The sequence below is a fragment of the Nonomuraea sp. NPDC050643 genome (assembly GCF_040654715.1).
In the GTDB taxonomy this organism is placed as follows: Bacteria; Actinomycetota; Actinomycetes; order Streptosporangiales; family Streptosporangiaceae; genus Nonomuraea.
The window spans coordinates 328,834-351,864 of the sequence record NZ_JBFAIM010000004.1; the positions used below are offsets into that span (position 1 = coordinate 328,834).

Annotated in this window: 22 protein-coding genes; 14 read left to right on the top strand and 8 right to left on the bottom strand. The window is 70.0% G+C overall.

Annotated elements, in window-relative coordinates; genetic code table 11:
• The first annotated feature begins 47 nt into the window (after positions 1-47).
• The 3 genes from AB0I15_RS07700 (at position 48) to AB0I15_RS07710 (ending at position 4,388) form a co-directional block, all read left to right on the top strand.
• Complete coding sequence (locus tag AB0I15_RS07700; RefSeq protein WP_358091525.1) at positions 48-1,409, top strand: alpha/beta fold hydrolase; 1,362 nt, start codon at positions 48-50, stop codon at positions 1,407-1,409.
• 116 nt (positions 1,410-1,525) lie between these two features.
• Positions 1,526-3,721 carry a protein kinase gene (locus tag AB0I15_RS07705; RefSeq protein WP_358091527.1) on the top strand — a complete coding sequence of 732 codons (2,196 nt, stop codon included), beginning with the start codon at positions 1,526-1,528 and terminating at the stop codon, positions 3,719-3,721.
• Between the two features lie 64 nt (positions 3,722-3,785).
• Positions 3,786-4,388 (top strand): SIMPL domain-containing protein, encoded by a 603-nt coding sequence (locus AB0I15_RS07710; RefSeq protein ID WP_358091529.1) that lies wholly within the window; start codon positions 3,786-3,788, stop codon positions 4,386-4,388.
• 65 nt (positions 4,389-4,453) lie between these two features.
• Here AB0I15_RS07710 and nadA read toward each other — a convergent pair whose 3' ends face one another.
• Positions 4,454-5,605, bottom strand: a complete 1,152-nt coding sequence (nadA, locus tag AB0I15_RS07715; protein WP_358091531.1) for a quinolinate synthase NadA — start codon at positions 5,603-5,605, stop codon at positions 4,454-4,456.
• A 162-nt stretch (positions 5,606-5,767) separates the two neighbouring features.
• Between nadA and AB0I15_RS07720 the strand changes: the two genes are divergently transcribed.
• Both AB0I15_RS07720 and AB0I15_RS07725 read left to right on the top strand, forming a co-directional pair.
• Entirely contained in the window at positions 5,768-6,139 is a 372-nt protein-coding gene (locus AB0I15_RS07720) for an iron-sulfur cluster assembly accessory protein (RefSeq protein WP_358091533.1), read from the top strand.
• A gap of 107 nt (positions 6,140-6,246) precedes the next feature.
• Positions 6,247-7,233, top strand: coding sequence for a carbohydrate kinase family protein (locus AB0I15_RS07725; protein WP_358091535.1), 987 nt, complete (start codon positions 6,247-6,249; stop codon positions 7,231-7,233).
• A gap of 78 nt (positions 7,234-7,311) precedes the next feature.
• On the opposite strand, the gene AB0I15_RS07730 is transcribed toward AB0I15_RS07725, so the two are convergent.
• The 3 genes from AB0I15_RS07730 to AB0I15_RS07740 form a co-directional block, all read right to left on the bottom strand.
• Positions 7,312-7,746, bottom strand: coding sequence for a CBS domain-containing protein (locus AB0I15_RS07730; protein ID WP_358091537.1), 435 nt, complete (start codon positions 7,744-7,746; stop codon positions 7,312-7,314).
• A gap of 87 nt (positions 7,747-7,833) precedes the next feature.
• The gene (locus AB0I15_RS07735) at positions 7,834-8,079 is read right to left on the bottom strand and encodes a sulfurtransferase TusA family protein (protein ID WP_344985357.1); all 246 of its coding nucleotides are present in this window, start codon (positions 8,077-8,079) and stop codon (positions 7,834-7,836) included.
• Positions 8,076-9,218, bottom strand: a complete 1,143-nt coding sequence (locus tag AB0I15_RS07740) for a cysteine desulfurase family protein (protein ID WP_358091539.1) — start codon at positions 9,216-9,218, stop codon at positions 8,076-8,078. The genes AB0I15_RS07735 and AB0I15_RS07740 overlap by 4 nt, the downstream gene beginning before the upstream one ends.
• Positions 9,219-9,528: 310 nt before the next feature.
• On the opposite strand from AB0I15_RS07740, the gene AB0I15_RS07745 reads away from it, so the two are divergent.
• The 4 genes from AB0I15_RS07745 (at position 9,529) to AB0I15_RS07760 (ending at position 13,618) form a co-directional block, all read left to right on the top strand.
• Positions 9,529-10,191, top strand: coding sequence for a cytochrome c oxidase subunit II (locus AB0I15_RS07745; protein WP_358091541.1), 663 nt, complete (start codon positions 9,529-9,531; stop codon positions 10,189-10,191).
• Entirely contained in the window at positions 10,188-11,852 is a 1,665-nt protein-coding gene (gene ctaD / locus AB0I15_RS07750) for a cytochrome c oxidase subunit I (protein ID WP_358091543.1), read from the top strand. The genes AB0I15_RS07745 and ctaD overlap by 4 nt, the downstream gene beginning before the upstream one ends.
• The gene (locus AB0I15_RS07755; RefSeq protein WP_103957736.1) at positions 11,852-12,265 is read left to right on the top strand and encodes a cytochrome c oxidase subunit 4; all 414 of its coding nucleotides are present in this window, start codon (positions 11,852-11,854) and stop codon (positions 12,263-12,265) included. The genes ctaD and AB0I15_RS07755 overlap by 1 nt, the downstream gene beginning before the upstream one ends.
• A gap of 144 nt (positions 12,266-12,409) precedes the next feature.
• Positions 12,410-13,618 carry an Ig-like domain-containing protein gene (locus AB0I15_RS07760; protein WP_358091545.1) on the top strand — a complete coding sequence of 403 codons (1,209 nt, stop codon included), beginning with the start codon at positions 12,410-12,412 and terminating at the stop codon, positions 13,616-13,618.
• 77 nt (positions 13,619-13,695) lie between these two features.
• On the opposite strand, the gene trpD is transcribed toward AB0I15_RS07760, so the two are convergent.
• Positions 13,696-14,742 carry an anthranilate phosphoribosyltransferase gene (gene trpD / locus AB0I15_RS07765; protein WP_358091547.1) on the bottom strand — a complete coding sequence of 349 codons (1,047 nt, stop codon included), beginning with the start codon at positions 14,740-14,742 and terminating at the stop codon, positions 13,696-13,698.
• 6 nt (positions 14,743-14,748) lie between these two features.
• The gene (locus tag AB0I15_RS07770) at positions 14,749-15,174 is read right to left on the bottom strand and encodes a hypothetical protein (RefSeq protein WP_358091549.1); all 426 of its coding nucleotides are present in this window, start codon (positions 15,172-15,174) and stop codon (positions 14,749-14,751) included.
• Between the two features lie 179 nt (positions 15,175-15,353).
• Here AB0I15_RS07770 and AB0I15_RS07775 point away from each other — a divergent pair, with 179 nt between their 5' ends.
• From AB0I15_RS07775 to AB0I15_RS07790, 4 genes are read left to right on the top strand one after another with little or no spacing between them, the layout of a single operon-like run.
• Positions 15,354-16,007, top strand: a complete 654-nt coding sequence (locus tag AB0I15_RS07775) for a heme-copper oxidase subunit III (protein ID WP_358091551.1) — start codon at positions 15,354-15,356, stop codon at positions 16,005-16,007.
• 14 nt (positions 16,008-16,021) lie between these two features.
• On the top strand, positions 16,022-16,831 hold the full coding sequence (locus tag AB0I15_RS07780; protein WP_358091553.1) for a c-type cytochrome: 810 nt from the start codon (positions 16,022-16,024) through the stop codon (positions 16,829-16,831).
• On the top strand, positions 16,828-17,943 hold the full coding sequence (locus AB0I15_RS07785) for a Rieske 2Fe-2S domain-containing protein (RefSeq protein ID WP_358091555.1): 1,116 nt from the start codon (positions 16,828-16,830) through the stop codon (positions 17,941-17,943). The genes AB0I15_RS07780 and AB0I15_RS07785 overlap by 4 nt, the downstream gene beginning before the upstream one ends.
• Positions 17,940-19,598: a cytochrome bc complex cytochrome b subunit gene (locus tag AB0I15_RS07790; protein ID WP_358091557.1), complete on the top strand. Its 1,659-nt coding sequence runs from the start codon at positions 17,940-17,942 to the stop codon at positions 19,596-19,598. Before AB0I15_RS07785 ends, AB0I15_RS07790 begins: the two co-directional genes overlap by 4 nt.
• Before the next feature lie 627 nt (positions 19,599-20,225).
• Here the strand turns inward: AB0I15_RS07790 and AB0I15_RS07795 are convergent.
• Positions 20,226-20,513, bottom strand: a complete 288-nt coding sequence (locus AB0I15_RS07795) for an Lrp/AsnC ligand binding domain-containing protein (RefSeq protein ID WP_358091559.1) — start codon at positions 20,511-20,513, stop codon at positions 20,226-20,228.
• Positions 20,514-20,530: 17 nt separating this feature from the next.
• Complete coding sequence (locus AB0I15_RS07800) at positions 20,531-22,255, bottom strand: DEDD exonuclease domain-containing protein (RefSeq protein ID WP_358091561.1); 1,725 nt, start codon at positions 22,253-22,255, stop codon at positions 20,531-20,533.
• 75 nt (positions 22,256-22,330) lie between these two features.
• Between AB0I15_RS07800 and AB0I15_RS07805 the strand changes: the two genes are divergently transcribed.
• Positions 22,331-23,031 (top strand): serine/threonine-protein kinase (locus AB0I15_RS07805; protein WP_358091563.1); only part of this gene is annotated, 701 nt, incomplete at its 3' end.

A 23,031-nucleotide genomic window follows, 5' to 3' on the forward strand; every position in this document is an offset into this window, starting at 1 on the left:
CCAGGGCGCTCCTGGGCGGTGATCGCCCTTGGTGATCTAATGATCACGTGGAGCGAAGATTGTCCGTGCTGGCCGCCGCCGCGTTCATCGTGGCGGCGGTGCTCGGCAGCGCGTGGATCACCGGCCAGTTCACCACCCCGCAGGTCGACAGGACCGACGGGTACGTCAGCGAGCTGGCCGCCCGCGACCAGCCCTGGACGCGGCTGTTCCGGGTCAGCGAGGCCCTGTCGGGACTGGCGTGCGCGCTCGGGGTGGCGCTGGTGCCGCGGGTGGCCCGCGAGTGGCCCGGCTGGCTGGCGCTGGCCGCGTTCGGGCTGCTCACGTTCGTGGCCGGGCTGTTCCCGCTGGACTGCGCCGCGCTCAGCGACCCCGCCTGTGCGCAGCGGGCGGCCTCCTTCGGGCACCGGATCCACACCCTGGCGGGCGCGCTGGCCACGGCGGCCGTGCTGATCGCCATGGCGCTGCTCGGCGGCCAGTGGCGCTCGCGCGTGTCGTGGCTGTTCACCTGGATGAGCCTGATCGCCACGCTGCTCACCCTCGCCGCCCTGGTCGCCGGGCACGGCGTGGGCCTCGCGCACCGCGCCCAGCTCACCATGTTCGCCGTCTGGCTCGTGTACGTGGCGATGCGCCTGCTCATCGACGACGACCAGGAGGAACGTGCGGCCGCGTACGGCCGCCCGCACGTCCTCGAACAGGGCTCGGGGCCCGCCGTCCTGATCACCGCGGGCCCGGCGGGCGCCTGGTTCCACTGGGACGCCGTCGCCGGAGAGCTGACCGGCCGCCACCGCGTCATCCGCTTCGACCGCCCCGGGCTCGGCCTCAGCCCCCGCCCACCGGCCCCGCCCACCCTGTACGCCGAGGCCGCCCGCCTGGCCGCGCTGTCTCCCGCCCACCCCGAGCAGGTCACCGTGGTCGCGCACGGCGTCGCCTGCTGGCACGCCGAGGCGTTCGCCCGCCTGCACCCGCTCTGCCTGGCCGGGCTCGTCCTGGTGGACCCCGCCCGCGTCGACGAGCGCCGGCCGCTCGCGGCGGCCGAGGCCGCGGGCCGGTGGCTGCCCGCCCTGGGCGGCACGTGGGGGGCCACCGCCGTGGCCCGTGTGGCCGGACCCGCCGCGCACCGGCTGCTCGCCGGGCATCCGGACCCGTCGGGCGTCTACCGCATGGGCAAGGTGCCCGCCGCGGTGGCGGGGGAGTGGCTGGCCCGTCGCCACATGGCCGCCGACCTGCGCCGGCTCCGGGCCGAGAAGCCGTTCCCCGCCGTACCGGTCACCGTGATCGCCACGGACGGCCGGGACTGCCGGGAGCGGCTGGCAGGCGATCTCTGCGCCGAACTCGTCCGCCTGACGCGTACCGGCCGCGGGATCCCGCTGCTCGATCCGCGGGCCGTCGCCCAGGCGGTGTCACCGTGATCCACACGAACGGGTGACGGGAAGCCGCGCCAGCCACCAGAATGGCGGGAAAGACGCCATATCTGGGGGTGCCAATGCCGGACCTCGCGGCCCTGAGGCCAGGGGATCCCGCGACGGTGGGCGAATACGGTCTGGCCGGGCGGCTGGGCGAGGGCGGGCAGGGCATCGTCTATCTCGCCACAGGGCCGGACGGGACCAAGGTGGCGCTCAAACTGCTGCGGTCCGACCTGGCGGGTGACGCCGAGGCGTCGGAGCGGTTCGTCCGCGAGGTGGCGCTGGCGCGGCGGGTGGCGCCGTTCTGCACGGCCCAGGTCATCGAGACGGGGCTGTTCGGCGGTCGGCCGTACATCGTGAGCGAGTACATCGACGGCCCCACCCTCACCGACGTCGTACGCACCCAGGGCCCCCGCTCAGGCGCCTCCCTGCACCGGCTGGCCATCGGCACCATCACCGCGCTGGTCGCCATCCACCAGGCCGGGATCGTGCACCGCGACTTCAAGCCGTCGAACGTGGTGCTGGCCTCCGACGGCCCCCGGGTGATCGACTTCGGCATCGCCAGGGCGCTCGACCTGACCTCGACGCTCACGGGCACCGCGATCGGGACGCCCTCGTACATGGCTCCCGAGCAGCTCACCGAGTCGAGCCCCGGGCCGAGGTCGGACATGTTCGCGTGGGCGTGCACGCTGCTGTTCGCCGCGTCGGGGCAGCCGCCGTTCGGGCAGGACAGCCTGCCCGCGGTGGTCAACCGCATCATGAACACCGAGCCCGACGTCGGCGCCGTCCAGGACCCGGCCCTGCGCGCGCTGGTCGCGGACTGCCTGGCCAAGGATCCCGCCAGGCGGCCGACGGCGAGCGAGGCCCTCATGCGCCTGCTCGGCCACGCCCCGGCCGCCCAGCCGCCCGGTCTGCTCCAGCAGGGCAGCGCCGCGGCCGCCGCAGGACCGACGCCGTTCGCCTCCGGGCGGCCGCCGCACGCGTCCGGTCCGGTGCCGTACGGGGCCGGTCAGGGGCCGCACGTCTCCGGCCAGGGGCCGTACGGGGCCGGTCAGGGGCACACGTCCGGGCAGACGCCGTACGCGTCGGGGCCGGGAACGTCGAGGCCGGGAACGTCGAGGCCGGGAGTGTCGGGGCCGGGAGCGGCCGGGCCGGGCGCGTACGCGCCGCCTCCGGGTCGCCCCGTCCCCTTCCACCCCGGTCCGCACACGCGCCCCACCAGGAAGAAGCCCACCGGCTGGATCATCGCGGCCAGTGTGGCGGGCGCGCTCACGCTCGCCGCGGCCAGCGCGCTCGTCGCCGTCCGCCTGGCCGCCCTGCCCGGCGGCACCGAGACCCGGGGCCCGTCCTCCACGCCGTCCCCCACGGAGTCCCCGGCCACTTCGAGCGGCACCCCCAGCGCCACTCCCAGCGCCACCCCCAGCGCCACCGCGACCGCCGCCCGTTCGATCGAGCTTCCCGGCACGTCGGTGACGATCAAGGAGAGGGACGGCGACCCGATCAGGCTCGCCTCCTACACGGCCGGCAGCGCCAAGCGCCTCTACGTCAGGAAACACGCCACCGGCACGTTCTCCGCCGACAGCCGCTACTTCGAGTACGCGCTCGACCCCAAGACCAACCGGGCCCTCGGCACCGACGTCGACTACAGCACCGACTTCTACGCCACCGTGTCGATCATCGACCACGTCACCGGCCAGAAACGCCTCGTCAAGCTCAGCCCCAAGCCGGTCTTCCCCACCACGCCCCGCTGGTCCCCCGACGGCACGCGCGGCCTGGTCACCCTCTACAAGGGCACGACCGGCAACACCACCGAATACGGCTACGGCATCATCGACGTGGCCGCGGGCAAGGGCCGCGTGTTCCAGGTGAAGGAGCGGGGCGCGGGGGAGTGGCGCTTCTTCTGGGACGCGGGCGGCCAGGCGGTGGGCACCTGGGTGGGCGGCAAGATGAAGTTCTACGACCTGGACGGCAAGCTCGTGCGCACCCTCGCGGACGCCGGGTCGCCGGTGTGGGTGGAGGGCGACGACATCTCGCCGTCCGGCACCCGCTTCCTGGCCCACTGCACCACGGCCGGCACCTCGCTGTGCGCCCGGTCCACCTCCGGCGACGACACCGCCCCCGTCACGATCCCGTTCGCCAGCAACCGGCTCATCGGCTGGTGGGACGACGACCACCTCGCCGTGTGGCGCACCAGGGGCGCCGGCTACGAAGCCGTCGTGATCGACCTGTCGGGGCAGGTCGGCCGGGTGCTGGCGACCGCGCCCAAGAAGGCCGAGTTCGACAAGATGGGCTTCCGCTTCAGCAGGACGGCCGCCTAGGTCCTTCGCGGGGCCCGGAGCGCGACCTAGGATCAAGGACGGAACCCCACCCGAGGGAGTTGGCGTGGACATTACCGTGGTCGGCGAAGGCGCCGTCCTGGCCGCCCCCGACACGCTCCGGCTGCACGCGGGCGTCGAGGTCCGCAGGGCCTCCGCCGCGGAGTCCTTCGCCGCCGTGCGCGCCGCCGCCGCCCGCCTCGCCGAGGCGCTGGGCCAGGCGGGGGTCGCCGCGGAGGACGTACGCACGGTGGAGCTGTCCCTGGGCCCCGAGTACGAGGCGTATCCGAAGGTGGCCGCGTACCGGGCGGTGCAGGGGGTGGAGGTGGTCGTCCGCGACGTGAGCCGGGCCGACCACGTCATCGACACGGTGGCGGGCGTGGGGGAGGAGGCCAGGCTCAACGGCGTGGCCTTCGAGGTGTCCGACCCCGCCAAGGCGCTGGCCGAGGCCAGGGTCGCGGCGTTCAGGGACGCCGCCGCCAAGGCCGCCCAGTACGCCGAGCTGGCCGGCCGCCCGCTGGGCCGGGTGGTGTCGGTGAGCGAGGAGGTCAAGGGCGTGCCGCAGCCGATGAGGGCGGCCCAGACGATGATGGCCGAGGCGGGCGACTCGATCAGCCCGGGCCGCCAGACGCTGTCGGTCGCCGTACGCCTCGGCTACGACTTCGCCTAGCCGCGTCCCCCGGCCCCCTCCCGGCACCTTGGGGAGCCGGAAGGAGGCGGGAACGCGGGCGGAGGTCACGGCAGGGCGAGCATGCGGTCCAGGGCGGCCTTGGCCCAGTGGGTGGTGTCCTCGTCCACCGTGATCTGGTTGACGACCTCGCCGAGCACGAGCGACTCCAGCGCCCACACCAGGTGCGGCAGGTCGATCCGGTTCATCGTCGAGCAGTAGCAGACCGTGCGGTCGAGGAAAGAGATGTTCTTGTCGGGGAACGTCTGGGCCAGGCGCTTGACCAGGTTCAGCTCCGTGCCGATCGCCCAGCTCGACCCGGCGGGGGCCGCCTCCAGGGTCTTGATGATGTGCTCGGTCGAGCCCACGTGGTCGGCCTTGAGCACCACCTCGTGCCGGCATTCCGGGTGCACGAGGACGTTCACGCCGGGGATGCGCTCCCGTACGTCATCGACGGACTCGGCCGTGAAGCGGCCGTGCACCGAGCAGTGGCCCCGCCACAGGATCATCCGGGCCCGCTCGAGCTGCTCGCGCGTCAGGCCGCCGTTGGGGCGGTGCGGGTTCCACACCACGCAGTCCTCCAGGGACATGCCCATCTCCAGCACCGCCGTGTTGCGGCCCAGGTGCTGGTCCGGCAGGAACAGCACCTTCTCGCCCTGCGCGAAGGCCCAGTCCAGCGCGCGGCGGGCGTTGGAGGAGGTGCAGACGGCGCCGCCGTTCCGGCCGCAGAACGCCTTGATGTCGGCGCTGGAGTTCATGTATGTGACGGGAATCACCTGATCGGCGAGCCCGGCGTCCTCCAGCGCCTCCCAGCACTCCTCGACCTGGTCGAACGTGGCCATGTCCGCCATCGAGCAGCCGGCCGCCAGGTCGGGCAGGATCACCTTCTGGGCCGGGCTCGTCAGGATGTCGGCCGACTCGGCCATGAAGTGGACGCCGCAGAAGACGATGAACTCCGCGCCGGGCCGGGCGGCGGCCTGCTGGGCGAGCTTGAAGGAGTCGCCCGTCACGTCGGCGAACTGGATGACCTCGTCGCGCTGGTAGTGGTGGCCGAGCACGAACAGGCGGTCGCCGAGCGCCGCCTTGGCCTTGCGGGCCCGCTCCACCAGGTCCGGGTCCGAGGCGGGCGGCAGCTCGCCGGGACAGTCGACCCCCTTCTCGCTGTGCGGATCGGTGCCCCTGCCGAGGACGAAGAGCGGCAGTCCCGTCTGCGTGGCCATGGCCGTACCCCCTTATCGTCGGTTTGACGATACTCATCATGACACATGGCCGAATGTGGTTATTCCTGGGCAAGGCCCCCGGGAATGTGTGGCAACCCGCTGGTGTTGGTAGCGTCATTAGTAGGACGTCGGAAACAGACAGCCGGGTTAGGGAGTCAGAAGATGACGGTTGAGAGCAGCGAGACCACTCAGAGCAGCGAAACCACGGCGCAGGGCCTGCTCCTGACCGACGCGGCCGCCGCCAAGGTCAAGAGCCTGCTCGAGCAGCAGGGCGAGGAAGGTCTGCAGCTGCGGGTCGCCGTGCAGCCGGGTGGTTGTTCCGGCCTGCGCTATCAGCTCTTCTTCGACGACCGTTCGATGGACGGTGACGTCGTGTCGGACTTCGGCGGCGTCAGTGTCGTCACCGACCGGATGAGCGCCCCCTATCTGCTGGGCGCCTCCATCGACTTCGTCGACACGATCGAGAAGCAGGGCTTCACCATCGACAACCCCAACGCCACCGGCTCGTGCGCCTGTGGAGACTCGTTCAACTAGCGGTCGAGCCCGAGGCCGCCGCGGTCCCGCCCGCCTTTGTGCGTGCGGGACCTTCGCGTATTCTCGTGGGGCTCATTGGCCTGCTGACAACGAGGAAGAAGAATCCCGTGCGCATCGCCGTAACCGGCTCCATCGCGACAGACCACCTGATGACCTTCCCAGGAAGCTTCGGCGATCAGCTCATCGCCGAGCAGCTCGACCGGGTGTCACTCTCGTTCCTGGTCGATGACCTTCAGATCCGTCGCGGTGGCTGCGCCGCGAACATCGCGTTCGGCATGGGCTGTCTCGGCCTCAAGCCGATCCTGGTGGGCGCCGTCGGCAACGACTTCGCCGACTACCGGTCCTGGCTGGAGCGCCACGGCGTCGACTGCGCCTCCGTGCACATCTCGGAGACCCAGCACACCGCTCGTTTCCTGTGCACCACCGACGAGCACCACAACCAGATCGCCTCGTTCTACACCGGGGCCATGGCCGAGGCGCGGCTCATCGAGCTGCAGCCGGTGAGCGACCGCGTGGGCGGGCTCGACCTGGTGCTGATCAGCCCCAACGACCCCGACGCCATGCTGCGCCACACCGACGAGTGCCGCCAGCGGGGCATCCCGTTCGCCGCGGACATCTCCCAGCAGCTCGCCCGCATGGAGGACGAGCAGATCCGCCAGCTCGTCGACGGCGCCGCCTACCTCTTCTCCAACGACTACGAGAAGGGGCTCATCGAGCAGAAGACCGGCTGGTCCGACGAGGAGATCCTCGACCGGGTCGGCGTCCGGATCACCACGCTCGGCCCCAAGGGCGCCGTCATCGACCGCAAGGGCGAGCCGTCCATCCAGGTCGCCCCCGCCCCCGAGGTGGGCAAGGCCGACCCCACCGGCGTCGGCGACGCCTTCCGCGCCGGCTTCCTGTCAGGGCTGGCCTGGGACCTGCCGCTGGAGCGCTGCGGGCAGATCGGCAACCTGACCGCCACGCACGTGCTGGAGCGGGTCGGCGGCCAGGAATACGAGCTGGGCCAGCAGGCCTTCCTCGAGCGGTTCAGCGCCGCGTACGGCGCCGAGGCGGCCGCGGAGATCTCCGGGCACGTCCACTGCTACCACCCCTAGCCTTTCCCAGGCCGTCCCACCGCCGGGTGGGGCGGCCTTTTATCGGCTTTATCGCTTGGGACGGTTCTTACGGGCGCGTCAGCTCTTGGCGTAGACGCGGTGCACGAACTCGGCGAGCTGGTCGTCGGGCAGGTGCATGGCCAGGTCCGCCTCGCTGATCATGCCGACGATGCGGTGGCCGTCCATCACCGGCAGCCGCTTGATCTGGTGCTCCTCCATGCGGGCCAGCGCCTCCTCGACGGTGGCCTCCGCCGGGATCCAGACCAGGCCGGTGGCCAGCTCGCCCGCCGTCATCCGCGCGGGGTCGTGCCCCGCCGCGACGCATTTGACGACGATGTCGCGGTCGGTGATGATCCCCGTCACCCGGTCGTCGGGCCCGCAGACGGGCAGCGCGCCCACGTCGTCGTCGCGCATCATCTGCGCCGCCCGGTCGAGCGTTTCGTGCGCGGGAATGCAGTCGACGCCCGTGCTCATCACGTCGCGGGCGGTCTCGTGCGGATGTCCGCAGCTCATGGCATTCTCCCGGATCTCGATTGGCCTCTCAGGGAAGCCCTACCCACTGTGCGGGGCTAAATCGGGAAAATCGGGCATGCCACAAGGTCAGTAGTTGCGTCTGACGTGGATCGCCCAGCCGCCCCCGGGCAGCTCGTACGAGCCCACATGGCGATGGGACTTCAGCCTGCACCACGCCGGCACGTCCGTGTAGGCCGCGGGATCGTCGGCCAGCACCGCCACCACGGCGTTCAACGGGACGTAGTTGATCTGCTCGGCGAGCATGATGATCGGGATCGGGCACTTCTTCCCGAGCGCGTCGATCGTCAAAGCCGGCTGGGTAACCTCGGTCATGCGACTCCTGCGTCCTGTCGGATGCGGCGGACCAGATCGGGCAGCACGGCGAGGAATCTGTCGACCTCGGCCGCGGAGGCGCCTCTGGGCAACGACACCCGGACATTGCCATGCGTCAGCACGCCCATCGCTTCCAGGACGTGCGATGGACGAAGCGTACTAGCGGTGCACGAACTTCCGGACGATACGGCGAATCCCGCCTTGTCCAGCTCGGTCAGCAGGGCCTCGCCGTCAACGTAGAGGCACGAAAAGGTCACGATGTGCGGTGCCCGGTCGACGGGGTCGCCGATGACCTCCACGTCGGGGACGGTCTTCGGCACCGTGTCCCTGATCCTGCCGACGAGCTCGGAAAGCCTCGCCTGCTCCTGCGCGGCCTCCGCCGCCATCGCGCGCAGGGCCGCCGCGGCGGCGACGATGTTCGGGACGTTCTCGAAGCCCGGCACCCGCCGCCGCTCCCGCTCGTCCTCCGGCAGGAACGAGCGGAACCGCGTGCCCTTGCGCACCGCCAGCACGCCCACCCCGGCGGGGCCGCCCCACTTGTGCGCGCTGGCGGTCAGCACCGACCAGCCGGGCGGGATCGGCATCCGGCCCGCCGTCTGCGCCGCGTCCACCAGCAGCGGCACCCCGTGCGCCCGGCAGGCCGCGGCCACCTCGGCCACCGGCTGCAGGGTGCCGACCTCGTGGTTGGCCGTCTGCAGGCAGGCCAGCGCCGTGCCGGGACGTCCCACCGCCTCGGCGAACCGGTCGAGGTCGACGCGCCCCGCCAGGTCCACGCCCACGGTCTCGACCGAGCCGCCGTCGCGTTCGTGCACCCCACCGGCGTGCAGGACGCTCGAGTGCTCGACCGCGCTCGTCACCAGATGACGTCCGGCCCTGCGCCTGCCGTGTAGGGTGCCGAGGACGCCGAGATGCACGGCCTGCGTGCCCGACGACGTGAACGACACCTCGTCAGGGCGCGCGCCGAGCGCCTCGGCCACCTCCGTGCGAGCCTGCTCGAGCAGCAGGTGCGCGCGGCGGGCCTGGCCGTAGAGTCTCGCGGGATCGGCCCAGCCGACGTCGATCGCCGCCAGCAGCGCCTCGCGCGCCTGGGGGTGAAGCGGCTCGCTGGAAGCCGCGTCGAAATACGCCACGAGACTCATCGTCCCACTTGCGGCACCATCGAGGGGTCGCGCGGTGGGGCAAGGCACCTGCACGCTAATGTGTCTGCAATCAGCTGTGCATTTGGAATTACGAGCGCCCAAGGGAGAGACTCTTGGGCTTCATCTGTGGGGTAGGCGATCCGTGAGTCCGACTCGCCGTACGACGCGGCGTTCGTTGGCCCGGCGCAGGGTGCCACGCGCCGCCGCTTTGGCGTTGCTGCTGGCCACTGCTACGGCGTGTGCTAATGACGTCCCTGAGGCCCAGTGGTCTCAAGGCCTTCTTCCCGACCACGTCACCCAGGAGGGTGGCGTGGTGCAGAGCCTGTGGAACGGGTCCTGGATCGCCGCACTCGCCACCGGTCTCGTCGTCATCGTCCTGATCGTGTGGGCATGCGTGTTCCACCGCAAGCGCAAGGCCAAGGCCGAGCTCCCGCCGCAGGTGCGTTACAACCTGCCGATCGAGATGCTCTACACCTTCATCCCGCTGGTCATGGTCTCGGTGTTCTTCTTCTTCACCGCCCGCGACAGCGAGGTGCTCTCGCGCGTGGACGGCGACGCCACCGTCAAGGTGAAGGTCGAGGCCTACCAGTGGAGCTGGCGCTTCACCACCACGGTCAACGGCAAGGAGCTGGCGCCGGTCGCGGGCGTGCCGGTGGGCGACTACAAGCAGGGCCCTCAGCTGGTCCTGCCGGTGAAGCAGAAGGTCGAGTTCGACCTGTCCACCGACGACGTCATCCACTCGTTCTGGGTGCCGGCGTTCCTGTTCAAGCGTGACGTGATCCCCGGCATCCCCGAGGACAACCCGGGTCGCAAGTTCCAGATCAACACGCTCGACGCGCCGGGCGTTTACGCCGGTCGCTGCGCCGAACTCTGCGGTGTCGACCACAGCCGGATGCTCTTCTCGGTGAAGCTCGTGCCACAGCAGGAGTTCGACCAGTACATCGCGACCCACCAGGCTGGGAGTGCCCAGTGACCGCCATCCAAGAACCGCTGAGGACGACGCCGGTCAGGCCCGTCACCAAGGGCCAGATCATCGCCAAGTGGTTGTCCTCGACTGATCACAAGATCATCGGGCACATGTACCTCATCACGTCGTTCGCCTTCTTCCTCATCGGCGGCGTGATGGCACTGATCATGCGGGCCGAGCTGGCGCAGCCAGGTCTGCAGTTCACCAGCAACGAGCAGTTCAACCAGCTCTTCACCATGCACGGCACGATCATGCTGCTGATGTTCGCGACGCCGCTGTTCGCCGGCTTCGCCAACGAGCTGATGCCGCTGCAGATCGGCGCCCCCGACGTGGCGTTCCCGCGCCTCAACATGGTGAGCTACTGGCTCTACCTGTTCGGCAGCCTCATCGCCGTGTCGGGCTTCTTCACCCCGGGTGGCGCGGCCTCGTTCGGCTGGTTCGCGTACACGCCGCTGTCGAACGCGATCAACTCGCCCGGCATCGGCGGCGACCTGTGGATCATGGGTCTGGCTCTGTCGGGTCTGGGCACCATCCTCGGCGCGGTCAACTTCATCACGACGATCATCTGCATGCGCGCGCCCGGCATGACCATGTTCCGCATGCCGATGTTCACCTGGAACGTCCTGCTCACCAGCATGCTCGTGCTGATGGCCTTCCCGGTGCTGGCCGCCGCGCTGCTGGCGCTGGAATCCGATCGCAAGCTCGGCACCCACATCTTCGCGTCGGAGAACGGAGGGGCGCTGCTCTGGCAGCACCTGTTCTGGTTCTTCGGCCATCCAGAGGTGTACATCATCGCGCTGCCGTTCTTCGGCATCATCACCGAGGTCCTGCCGGTCTTCAGCCGTAAGCCGATCTTCGGCTACATCAGCCTCGTGGGCGCGACGATCTCCATCGCCGGTCTGTCCATCACGGTCTGGGCGCACCACATGTTCCCGACCGGGCAGGTGCTGCTGCCGTTCTTCTCGTTCATGACGTTCCTCATCGCGGTGCCGACGGGCGTGAAGTTCTTCAACTGGATCGGCACGATGTGGCGCGGGCACCTGAGCTTCGAGTCGCCGATGCTGTTCTCGATCGGCTTCCTCATCACGTTCCTGCTGGGCGGTCTGACGGGCGTCATCCTGGCCTCGCCGCCGCTCGACTTCCACATCAGCGACACCTACTTCGTCGTCGCCCACTTCCACTACGTGGTCTTCGGCACCGTCGTGTTCGCCATGTTCGCCGGCTTCTACTTCTGGTGGCCCAAGTTCACCGGCAAGATGCTCGACGACAAGCTCGGCAAGCTGCACTTCTGGCTGCTGTTCATCGGCTTCCACACGACGTTCCTCATCCAGCACTGGCTGGGCATGCTGGGCTTCCCGCGCCGCTACGCCGACTACAGCGCGGCCGACGGCTTCACCGACCTCAACCTGATCTCGTCGGTGGGCGCGTTCGTGCTGGGCGCCTCGACGCTGCCCTTCTTCTACAACGTCTGGAAGACCTGGCGCACCGCGCCCAAGGTCACCGTCGACGACCCCTGGGGCTACGGCGGCTCGCTCGAATGGGCGACCTCATGCCCGCCGCCGCGGCACAACTTCACCTCGCTGCCGCGCATCCGGTCCGAGCGCCCCGCGTTCGACCTGCACTACCCGCACATATCCGCCAAGTCCGCCCAGGAGGTCGAGGCCTGATGAAGGTCCAGGGTTGGCTGTTCCTGCTGTGCGGCCTGTTCTTCGCGGGCGTCGACATTGCCTACTGGTTCTGGACCAAGGCGGCGACGGGCCACGGTGAGCCGGTCGGCACCACCGCCATGGCCATCTCGGTCGGGTTCGCGTTCATGGTGGGCTACTACCTGATGTTCACGGCGCGGCGCATCGGCCCGCAGCCGGAGGACAACAAGCAGGCCGACATCAGCGATGGGGCCGGCGAGATCGGCTTCTTCAGCCCGAGCAGTTGGTGGCCGCTGTTCCTGTGCCTGGCGGCGGCCTTCGCCTTCGCCGGGTTCGTGATCGGCTTCTGGATGTTCCTGATCGGCGTGTTCCTGATCCTCATGGCGATGATCGGGTTCGTGTTCCAGTACTACCGGGGGCACTTCTCCCACTGAGTCCCGACCTGGAGCGGGCGCCCTCCCTTGGGGGAGGACGCCCGCTTTTTGGTGTTCTTTACCGGTGTCCGGATGTGGCGATTCGACTACTCAGGGTAATAAAGGAGGCGGAAGCGGTTCGATCTTGGACGAGGGGAGTCACTCGTGGGGCGCGTGGCGTGTGGATCGGCCGGCCTGCTGGCCTTGGCACTGCTGGCGGCGTGCTCGTCGGGCGGCCAGTCCGGTCAGCCCGATGGGGTCGCGATGGCGGGCGGGGCGCGGGGCGCCTCTGTGGGGTTCTCTCCGGCGGACAAGGCCGCGAACGTGCCCACGGACCAGACCGTGGTCGTTTCCGCCCAGGGGGGCAGGCTGAAGAGCGTACGGGTGGACGGTGGCAAGGCCGGGGCGCTGCGGGGTGTCCTGAGCGCCGACGGGACCCGCTGGCGCAGCCGGGGCACGGCCCGGCCGGGGGCGGAGTACACGGTCACCGCGGTCTCCGTGGACGCGGCCGGCAAGCAGAGCGAGAGCCGCAGCACGTTCTCGACGGTCAAGGGCGGCAAGACGTTCGACATCGAGACCATCACCCCGAACAAGGACGACACGGGGCTGACGGTCGGGGTCGGCATGCCCGTCATGATCGCCTTCGACAAGCCCGTCACCGACCGGGTGGCCGTCGAGCGCAACCTTCTCATCCACAGCTCCAAGCCGGTGGAGGGCGCCTGGCACTGGTTCGACAGCAGCCACGTGGACTTCCGGCCGCAGACCTACTGGCCGCCGCACACGAAGGTGCGCGTGGAGGCCAACCTGGCGGGGGTACGCGGCGGGCCCGACATGTACGGCAAGCGCAACGTCAAGCTCGACTTCAAGATCGGCCGCTCGCAGATCACGAAGGGCAGCACCAACAACCACGTGCTCACGGTCCGCCGGGACGGCAAGAAGATCCGTACGATGCCGATGAGCGCGGGCCAGGGCGGGCAGTGGAAGTACTACACCACCTCGGGCGTGCACCTGGCGATGTCGCGCGAGCCCGTCACCGTGATGACCTCCCCGGGGATCGGGCCGGGCTCCGCCGGCTACTACCGGCTGACCGTGTACAACACCGTGCGGATCTCCAACAGCGGCGAGTACGTGCACAGCGCCCCGTGGTCGGTGGGGTCGCAGGGCAGCGCGAACGTCAGCCACGGATGCGTGAACATCAGCCCGTCCAACGCCGCCTGGTTCATCAAGAACACGCTGATCGGCGACCCCATCATCATCACCGGTTCGCCCAGGAAGCTGGAGCCCACGAACGGGTGGGGGCACTGGCAGGAGAACTGGAAGCAGTGGCTGCAGTGGAGCTCGCTGAAGGCGGCCTCCACCAACATTCTGCCCTGACCGGGCCCGCGTGATCGGAGTCGCGTGACCGGAGTCGCTTCGCCCGCGGTCCCTTGACCGCGGGCTTCACCAGGGGGTCAGGCCGGGTGGGCGGCGCCGCTCACCTCGACCCAGCGCTCCAGGGTGGCCGCCGCCGCGCCGGAGTCCACCGCCTGGACCGCGCGGGCGTAGCCGTCGATCATCGCGGAGTCGAGGTCGTCTCCGGGGCCGTTGAGCGCCACCAGGGCCGCCGCCGTGTTGAGCAGCACCGCGTCCCGCACCGGGCCCGTCTTGCCGCGCAGGAGGTCGTGCACGGCCTGGGCGTTGAACGCCACGTCGCCGCCGCGCAGCGCGCCCACGTCGGCGCGCGGGATGCCGAGGACCGCCGGGTCGAACGTCGTCTGCGTCGCCGTGCCGTCCCTGACCACCCAGACGGTCGAGGTGGCGGCGATCGTCAGCTCGTCGAGGCCGTCGTCGCCGCGGAACACCAGCGCCGAGACGCCCCGCTCGGCGAAGACGCCCGCGAGCACGGGCAGCATCCCGGCGTCGTAGACGCCGATGGCCTGGGCCGAGGGGCGGGCGGGGTTGGTGAGCGGGCCCAGGAAGTTGAAGACCGTCGGTACGCCGATCTCCTTGCGCGTCGGCCCGGCGAAGCGCAGCGCGGGGTGGTAGACCGGCGCGAAGCAGAACGCGATGCCCGCCTCGCGCGCCACCCGGGCCGTCTGCTCGGGCGTGAGGTCGAGCCGGATGCCCAGGTGCTCCAGGACGTCGGCGGCCCCGCACGAGGACGAGGCGGCGCGGTTGCCGTGCTTGACGACGCGGGCGCCCGCCGCCGCGGCCACGATGGCGGCCATCGTGGAGACGTTGACGGTGTGCGCGCGGTCGCCGCCCGTGCCGACGACGTCGACCACGGGGCCCTCCACGCTCAGCGGCGTGGCCAGGTCGAGCATGGTGCGCGCCAGGCCCACGACCTCGGCCACCGTCTCGCCCTTGGCCCGCAGGGCGATCACGAACCCGGCGATCTGGGACGGCGTCGCGGCGCCGGACATGATCTCCCGCATCGCCCAGGCCGACTCGTCGGAGGTCAGGTGCTCTCCGGACAGGAGAGCGGACAGCAGGGTGGGCCAGGTCGTCCGGGAGTCCATGGGCACCTACTTAGCGTTGAGTCGGGTGGCGGAGCGGCGGCGCATCAGGTCGGCCACCGTGTCGGCCAGCACCATGGGCTCCAGGGGCTGCGGCACGACGGCGTCGGCCTTGGACCAGTCGGCCAGCCAGCGGTCGTCGCGCCTGGCGATGATCAGGCAGATGGGCGGGCAGTCGTAGACCTCGTCCTTGGCCTGGCGGGAGACGCCCATGCCGCCCGCGGGCTGCGTCTCGCCGTCGAGGACGGCCACGTCGATCTCGCCGGAGCCCAGCCACTGGTGCACCTTGGGCTCGGTGGCGCACTCCACGATCTCGACGAAAGGCACGTCGGCCGCGGGGCGCCTGCCGATGGCCTGGATCACCTCGGCCCGGGTGGCGGCGTCATCGCTGTAGACGAGGACCTTCATCTTCTCGTCCGTGCTCCCAGTGGACATCGGTCGCGCTCACTATCAGTCGAAGCGGTATGGTCACCTGGGATCGTACCGGTGTGTCGGGACACATACCCAGGGCACCATGCCTGGTGGGTGTTATGTGGCAATTATCCCAGGTTGGCCACCGGTTCGTACCTGCTAACGGGGGGTCGTGCGCCGGACCGACCACCGGAACCGCAATAATGCTGCCCGTGGCGACAGCATCCGCAATAACTTCGACGACGACAGCACAGTCGTACCGCAGACCGAACCTGGTCAGTGTCGGGACGATCGTCTGGCTGTCCTCTGAGCTCATGTTCTTCGCGGCGCTGTTCGCGATGTACTTCACCATCCGGTCGGTGAGCGAGGGCAAGGGCCTCGAGTGGGGACCCGCGCTCCTTCCTATCGGCGCAGAAGCCGCCGAAGCCGCTCACCTGAACATCCCGTTCGCGACGGTCAACACGATCATCCTGGTTCTGTCGAGTGTGACGTGCCAGCTTGGCGTGTGGGCCGCGGAGAAGGGGCAGGTCGGCAAGCTCCGCTTCTGGTACATCGTCAGCTTCCTCATGGGCGCCGTCTTCGTCGCCGGGCAGCTGTACGAGTACGGCGAGCTGGCGTCAGAGGGCGCGACCCTGTCCGCTAACGCCTACACCTCGGTGTTCTACCTGACGACGGGCTTCCACGGCCTGCACGTGACCGGTGGCCTGATCGCGTTCCTGTTCATGCTGGGACGCACGTACGCCGCGAAGCGCTTCACGCATGAGCAGGCCACCAGCGCGATCGTCGTGTCCTACTACTGGCACTTCGTAGACGTCGTCTGGATCGGTCTTTTCGCGACCATCTACATTATTCGTTAAGGAACGGGATCTCTGTGACTAGGATCACCGCTTGGCGGCGGCATCCCCTCGCGAGATATGCCGTCCTGATTTTGGCGTTGGCGCTGGTCGGGATGGTATACGCCGCCTTTGTCCAGGTGGGTAAGCCTGCCGACGCGGCACTGGCGGCAGGCAAGGTCGATGACGTTGCCGAGGGTAAGAGCCTGTTCGTCAAGCACTGCTCGAGCTGCCACGGCATGAACGCGCAGGGCACCACCACGGCGCCCACGCTCATCGGCGTCGGCGCCGCGGCCGTCGACTTCCAGATGAGCACCGGCCGCATGCCGGCCGGCGCCCCCGGCCCGCAGGCTCCGCGCAAGCCGCTGCCGGAATGGGTCAACGAGACGAAGATCCGCCAGATCTCGGCCTACGTGCAGTCGCTCGGCGGCGGCCCGCAGGTGCCGGGCCATGAGCAGGTCGACCCGAAGCTCGGCGACGCCGGCAAGGGCGGCGAGCTGTTCCGCGCCAACTGCATCCAGTGCCACAACTGGGCAGGCGCCGGCGGCGCGCTCACGCAGGGCAAATACGCGCCCAGCCTCAACGAGGCCACCCCCACCCAGATCTACGAGGCGATGGTCACCGGCCCGCAGGCCATGCCGGTCTTCAACGACACGACGATCACGCCCGAAGAGAAGCGCAGCATGATCGCCTACATCACCCAGGTTCGCGAGCAGAAAGACCCGGGCGGCTTCGGCCTCGGCCGCATTGGCCCGGTCACCGAAGGTCTCGTAGCGTGGGTGGTGGGCATCGCAGCCCTCGCACTCGCCGCCATCTGGATCACCGCGAAGAAGCGACAGAAGTCATGACAGACAACGAGCACGAGATCGAGCAGCCGGACGACCGCGTACCCAAGCGCGTCATCGGCACCCCCGCGCCGGGCACCTCGATGCTCGGCACCGCGGAAACCCCCGCCGAGGCCGACGTGGAGGTCCCCGGCGTCACGCTCCAGGACGAGGCCAAGGCCCGCAAGGCCGAGAAGATCGTGGCGCTCTGCTACACGATCACCTTCCTGGCCGCCATCGCGTTCATCATCTCGTACGTGGTGTTCCAGGTCGGCAGTCCTGAGGCGACCGGCACGTCCAACCTCGCGCTGGGCGGCTCGCTGACGCTGGCGATCCTGAGTCTGGCGGTCGGCATCGTGATCTGGGTCCGCCAGATCATGCCGAAATACTCCCTCGTCCAGGAGCGCCACGCGATGGCCTCCGACGAGCCCGACCGCGAGGTCGTGGCCGACACGTTCGTCCAGGGCGCCAACGAGAGCGGCTTCGTCAAGCGCAAGCTGCTGCGCCGCACGCTGCTGCTGGCCGCCGCGCCGCTCGGGCTGGTCCCGGTGGTGCTGCTGCGCGACCTCGACAACAGCAAGATGCCGGGCGCCAAGTTCAACGAGACGCTGCGGCACACGGTCTGGGGTGAGAAGACCAAGGAGGGCAAGCCGCTCAGGCTCGTCGTCGAGGGCAGCGGCCAGCCGATCAGGGCGGCCGACTTCAACTCGCCCGGCGGCATCCTGTCGGTCGTCCCCGAGGGCTACCAGCACGACCTGACCGCGCTGGCCAAGGCCACGCTCATCCTGATCAAGTTCCGTCCGGAGGAGATCAAGAGCGGCGTCCGGCAGAACTGGACGCACGACGGCATCGTGGCCTACTCCAAGATCTGCACCCACGTGGGCTGCCCCGCGGCCCTCTACGAGCAGAACACCCACCACATCCTCTGCCCGTGCCACCAGTCGACGTTCGACGCCGCCGACGGCGCGAAGGTCATCTTCGGCCCGGCCGCCCGGCCGCTGCCGCAGTTGCCGATCACCGTCGACGCCGAGGGCTACCTCATCGCCCAGGGCGACTTCGAGGTGCCCCCCGGTCCCAGCTACTGGGAACGCGGTGACGCCGAGGCCGAGGCCAGGGCGAAGGGAGGCCAGGCATGAGCGACGAGCTGAACAAGGTTCCGAAGGGCATCGCCGGCCCGTCCAGTTTCCTGGACGATCGCATCGGCGGGGCCAACTTCCTCAAGCGCAACCTGCGCAAGGTCTTCCCCGACCACTGGTCGTTCCTGCTGGGCGAGATCGCGCTCTACTCGTTCATCATCCTGCTGCTGACCGGCACGTTCCTGACGTTCTGGTTCAAGCCGAGCATGATGGAGATCGCCTACGACGGCTCGTACGCGCCGCTCAAGGGCGTCATGATGTCGGAGGCCTACGCGTCGTCGCTGGAGATCAGCTTCGACGTCCGGGGTGGTCTGCTGATCCGGCAGATGCACCACTGGGCGGCCCTGCTCTTCGTGGCCGGCATGATGGTGCACGCGCTGCGCGTCTTCTTCACCGGCGCCTACCGCAAGCCGCGCGAGATCAACTGGATCATCGGCGTGCTGCTGCTGACGCTGGCGCTGGCCGAGGGCCTGACCGGCTACTCCCTCCCCGACGACCTGCTCTCCGGCGCCGGTCTGCGGATCACCGAGGGCGTGGCGATCTCGCTGCCGCTGGTCGGCACGTACATCACGTTCTTCCTGTTCGGCGGGGAATATCCGGGTGAGGATGTCATCTCCCGGTTCTACGCGCTGCACATCCTGCTCATCCCGGGCATCCTGCTGGCGCTGATCTCGGCCCACATGGTGCTCATGTGGGTGCAGAAGCACACGCAGATGCCGGGCAAGGGCCGCACCAACCAGAACGTGGTGGGCGCGCCGTTCTACCCCGCCTTCATGGCCAAGGCGGGCGCCTACATGCTGTTCACGCTCGCCGTGGTCAGCGGGCTGGCGACGTTCACCCAGATCAACCCGATCTGGCTGTTCGGCCCGTACACACCGGCGGACGTGTCGGCGGGGTCGCAGCCCGACTTCTACATGGGCTTCCTCGAAGGCGCGCTGCGCATCATGCCGGCGTGGGAGATCAACCTCTTCGGCACGTCCCACGCGGGCACGCTGCCGCTGAGCGTCATCATCCCGGCCCTGGTGCCGATGGGCATCATCATGACGGGCCTGGCGCTCTATCCGTTCCTGGAACGCTGGGTGACGGGCGACAACCGCGAGCACCACGTCGCGGAGCGCCCGCGCAACAACCCCCACCGCACCTCGATCGGCATGTCGGCCATCACGTTCTACGGCGTGCTGTGGCTGCTCGGCGCCAACGACGAGATCTCGGCGTTCTTCCACATCAGCCTCAACTGGACGACCTACGCCGGGCGTGTGCTGATCTTCGTCGCGCCGGCCCTGGCCTACCTGATCACCTACCGCATGTGCCTCGGCCTGCAGCGGTCCGACCAGGCGGTCATCTCGCACGGTGTCGAGTCCGGTGTGATCAAGCGGCTGCCGCACGGTGAGTTCATCGAGGTCCACACGCCTCCGGCGGACGACATCGAGGCCCACATGCGCGGCAAGGAGCCGGTGCCGATGCTCCCGGTCGAGGAGGACGGCGCGGGCATCCCGCCGAAGGGCATGCGCGGGCCGCTCGGCAAGCTGCGTGCGCGCATGTCGAAGGCGTACGGCGGGGAGAAGATCCCGCTGGACGACGGGCATGGGCACGGGCACGACGAGCACGCCGCCATCGGCTCCGGTGGTGACGACGACCGCAGCCTCACCCACTGATCGCTGACGCCACAACCGCACGGGCCCGGACGAGCATCCCTCGTCCGGGCCCGTCGGCGTCGCCGGGGGTGATGACCGGGACGCCGCCGTGCGGCGCGGGCTCGCCCGATGCGGCCGGGCACGCGGACGAGGGCGGTCGGGGCGCGTGGGTGGAGGCGAGCGTGGCCCTCTGAGGCGGCCGGGCATGCGGGCAGGGGCGACCCAGCCCTCTGGGGCGGACGGGACGACCCGGCCGCCTGGACGGGCCGGGCAGGCGGGTGGACGTTAGCGCGGTGAGACTGGGCCGGGGATGCGGGCGTGGCGCCCTCAGCGCCCTCAGCGTCCTCAGGGCCCGAGCGGGGCTGGGCGGCCGGTGACGCGACCCCCGGCGGGCTGAGGCGACCCTGAAGACCTGACGCGGCGAGGGATGGCCCCGGGAGCCTGAGGCGAGATAAGGGCCGCCTCCGGGGACCTGACGCGGCGAAGGGCGGCCCTGGGGTCCTGTGGCGCAGGGCAGGGCGGCCCCGGGAGCCTGAGGCGGCAAAGGGGTGGGCCCGGAGACCCGGCGCGGGCAAGCGTGGCGCTGGGGGCCTGGCGCAGGGAGGGATGGCGCTGGGGGCCTGGTGCGGGGAAGGGTGGTGGTGAAGGTCAGTCGGCTTCGGGGAAGCCGATCGAGAAGGCCGCGTCCAGGTCGTGCCGGGAGTAGGCGCGGAAGGCGATGTGCGTCTCGGTGTGCAGGACGCCCTCGACCTTGTTGATCCGCCCGGGGACGACCTCGGCGATCTCCTCGTAGGCGGCGACCCGGACCATCGCCATGAGGTCGTATTCGCCGGTGATCGAGTAGACCTCGCTGACCCCGTCGATCTCGGCGATCGTCTGGGCGACCTCCGGGATTCGGTCTACCTCTGCATTGATGTGGACGATTGCCGTGACCATGCCTCAACTCTATCGTTTCACCTCAAAGGTCGCCCCTCCCGGCCGCGACGCTGATCGAGATGACGGTAGGCCAGATCGATGCGCGCCTTGTGGCGGGCGGCGCCCCGGGCGGGCAGGCTCCACTCGCCGTCGACCTCCACCAGTCGCACACCGGGCGACTCAAGCCAGCGCAGGATGCACTCGGTCTCCTCCGCGCTGGCCGCGTGGACCGGGCCGGGACCGGGCAGGACGACCTCCGCCATCGCCTTCAGCGAGGCCACGAAAGGGGTCGGGTGGGCCCCCTTCGGCATGACCCCGGCCGCCGCCAGGCGCCCGTAGCGGACGACGTGGATGTCCCAGCCGCCCCCGAAGGCCGGACTGGCGGCCACGAGCTGCGGGATGCGGGTGATGGCGCTCAGGCGCTGCATGCGGGCCGCGGTGCGGACGAACGAGGCCAGCCGGTCGCGGTCGACCGACGCCTCCTCGTAGCGCTGCTCGACCGACAGCCGCTCCATGCGGGCCGCCACGGCGGTGAAGACGGTCGAGGCGTCGAGCGTCATGGCCCGGCGGGCGTTCTCGACGTGGCGCGCGTATTCCTCCGGGCTCTCCTTGCCCTCGCAGGGCGCGCCGCAGCGGCCCATCTCGTGCAGCACGCAGGCCGCCCGCCGGGTGCGGGCCGAGATCGGCTGGGTGCACTGGCGCAGCGGGACCGCCTCGTGCAGGGCGATGCGGGCGTCGTCGGCCAGGCGGGCGCTGGTGAAGGGGCCCAGGTAGGTGGCGCCGTCGTCCTTGAGCTCGCGGACGATCGACAGCCGGGGGAAGTGGTCGGCCGTGAGCTTGAGCCAGAGCACCTTCTCCGGGAAGCGGGAGCGGCGGTTGTAGCGGGGCTTGGCGCCGCCGATCAGGCGCAGCTCCCTGACCTCCGCCTCCAGGCCGGTCGAGCAGACGATGTGGCGCACCCGCTCGGCGATGCCGATCATCTCGCGGATGCGCGGGCGGGTCTCGCCGGCGGTGAAGTAGGAGCGCACCCGGTTGCGCAGGTTGGTGCTCTTGCCGATGTAGAGGACCTCGCCGCGCTCGTCCTCGAAGAGGTAGACGCCCGGGGCGTGCGGCACCGACTCGGCCAGGTGCCGCTTGCGCTGCTGCTCGGGCGTGGGGGCCCGGACGAACGACTTGAGCTCCTCGAGCGTGTGGACGTCGAACGACCCGGCCCGCTCGATCAGCCCGTGCAGCACGTCAACCGTGGCCCTGGCGTCCTGCAGGGCGCGGTGGCACGGCTCGACGGGGCTGCGGAAGAACCTGGCCAGCGTGGACAGCTTCGCGTTGGGCGTCTCGTCGCGGGTCAGCACCCGCCGGGCCAGATCGACGGTGTCGACGACCGGGTTGGCCGGCGGCGGATAGCCCAGCGTGGCGCAGGCGGCCTTGACGAAGCGGGTGTCGAAGCCGGCGTTGTGCGCGACCAGCGTGGCGCCGCGGATGAACTCCAGGAAGCTCGGCAGCACCGCCTCGATCTTCGGGGCGGCCATCACCATCGTGTCGGTGATGCCGGTCAGCACCGAGATGAACGGCGGTATCGGCCCCCCGGGGTCGACCAGCGTGGAGAACTCGCCCAGCACCTCGCCCGCCCGCACCTTGACCGCGCCGATCTCGGTGATGGCGTCTTCCGCGGGCGCGCCTCCGGTCGTCTCGAGGTCGAACACGACGAACGTGACGTCGCTCAGCGGGGTGCCGAGCTCGTCGAGAGTGCCTTGAACCGGTTCCACGAACCAAGACCATAGAGAGGCGGACCGACAGGAACGAGTCTCCACCCCACTTGGACTTTGGTTACCCTTCCCTTTATGTCCGCCGGAAGACTCGCCGGTCGCTATTCCCTGCTGCGTCCTCTGGGCGCCGGTGGCATGGGGAAGGTGTGGCTGGCCAGGGACGAGATGCTTGACCGCGACGTCGCGGTCAAGGAGCTCTCGCTGCCCGAGGGCATGTCGCCCAAGGAACGGGCCGACTCGGTCAAGCGGGCGGTGCGCGAGGCGCAGGCCACCGCCCGGCTGCGCCACCCCGGCATCGTGGCGCTGCACGACGTGGTCGTCGAGCAGGAGCGGCCGTGGCTGGTGATGGAGCTTTTGCGGGGCCGCACTCTGGCCGAGACCGTACGCGAGTTCGGTCCCATGCCGGCCGACTATGCCGCGCGGGTCGGCGCCGACGTGCTCGAGGCACTGATCGCCGCCCACGCGCAGGGTTTGCAGCACCGCGACGTCAAGCCCGGCAACGTCTTCCTGACCGAGAGCGGCAGGGTGGTGCTCACCGACTTCGGCATCGCCAGGCAGGAGGGCCAGGCCACGCTCACCGAGCAGGGCCTGATGATCGGCTCGCCCGGCTTCATCGCGCCCGAGCGCCTGGAGGGCCAGCCCGGCGGCCCGGCTAGCGACGTGTGGTCGCTCGGGGCCACGATCTACAACGCGCTGACGGGCGTGCCCGCCTACGAGGGGTCGGCGGCCCAGCGGGTGCGCGCCACGCTGACGCAGCCGGTGCCGCACGCGCCGGG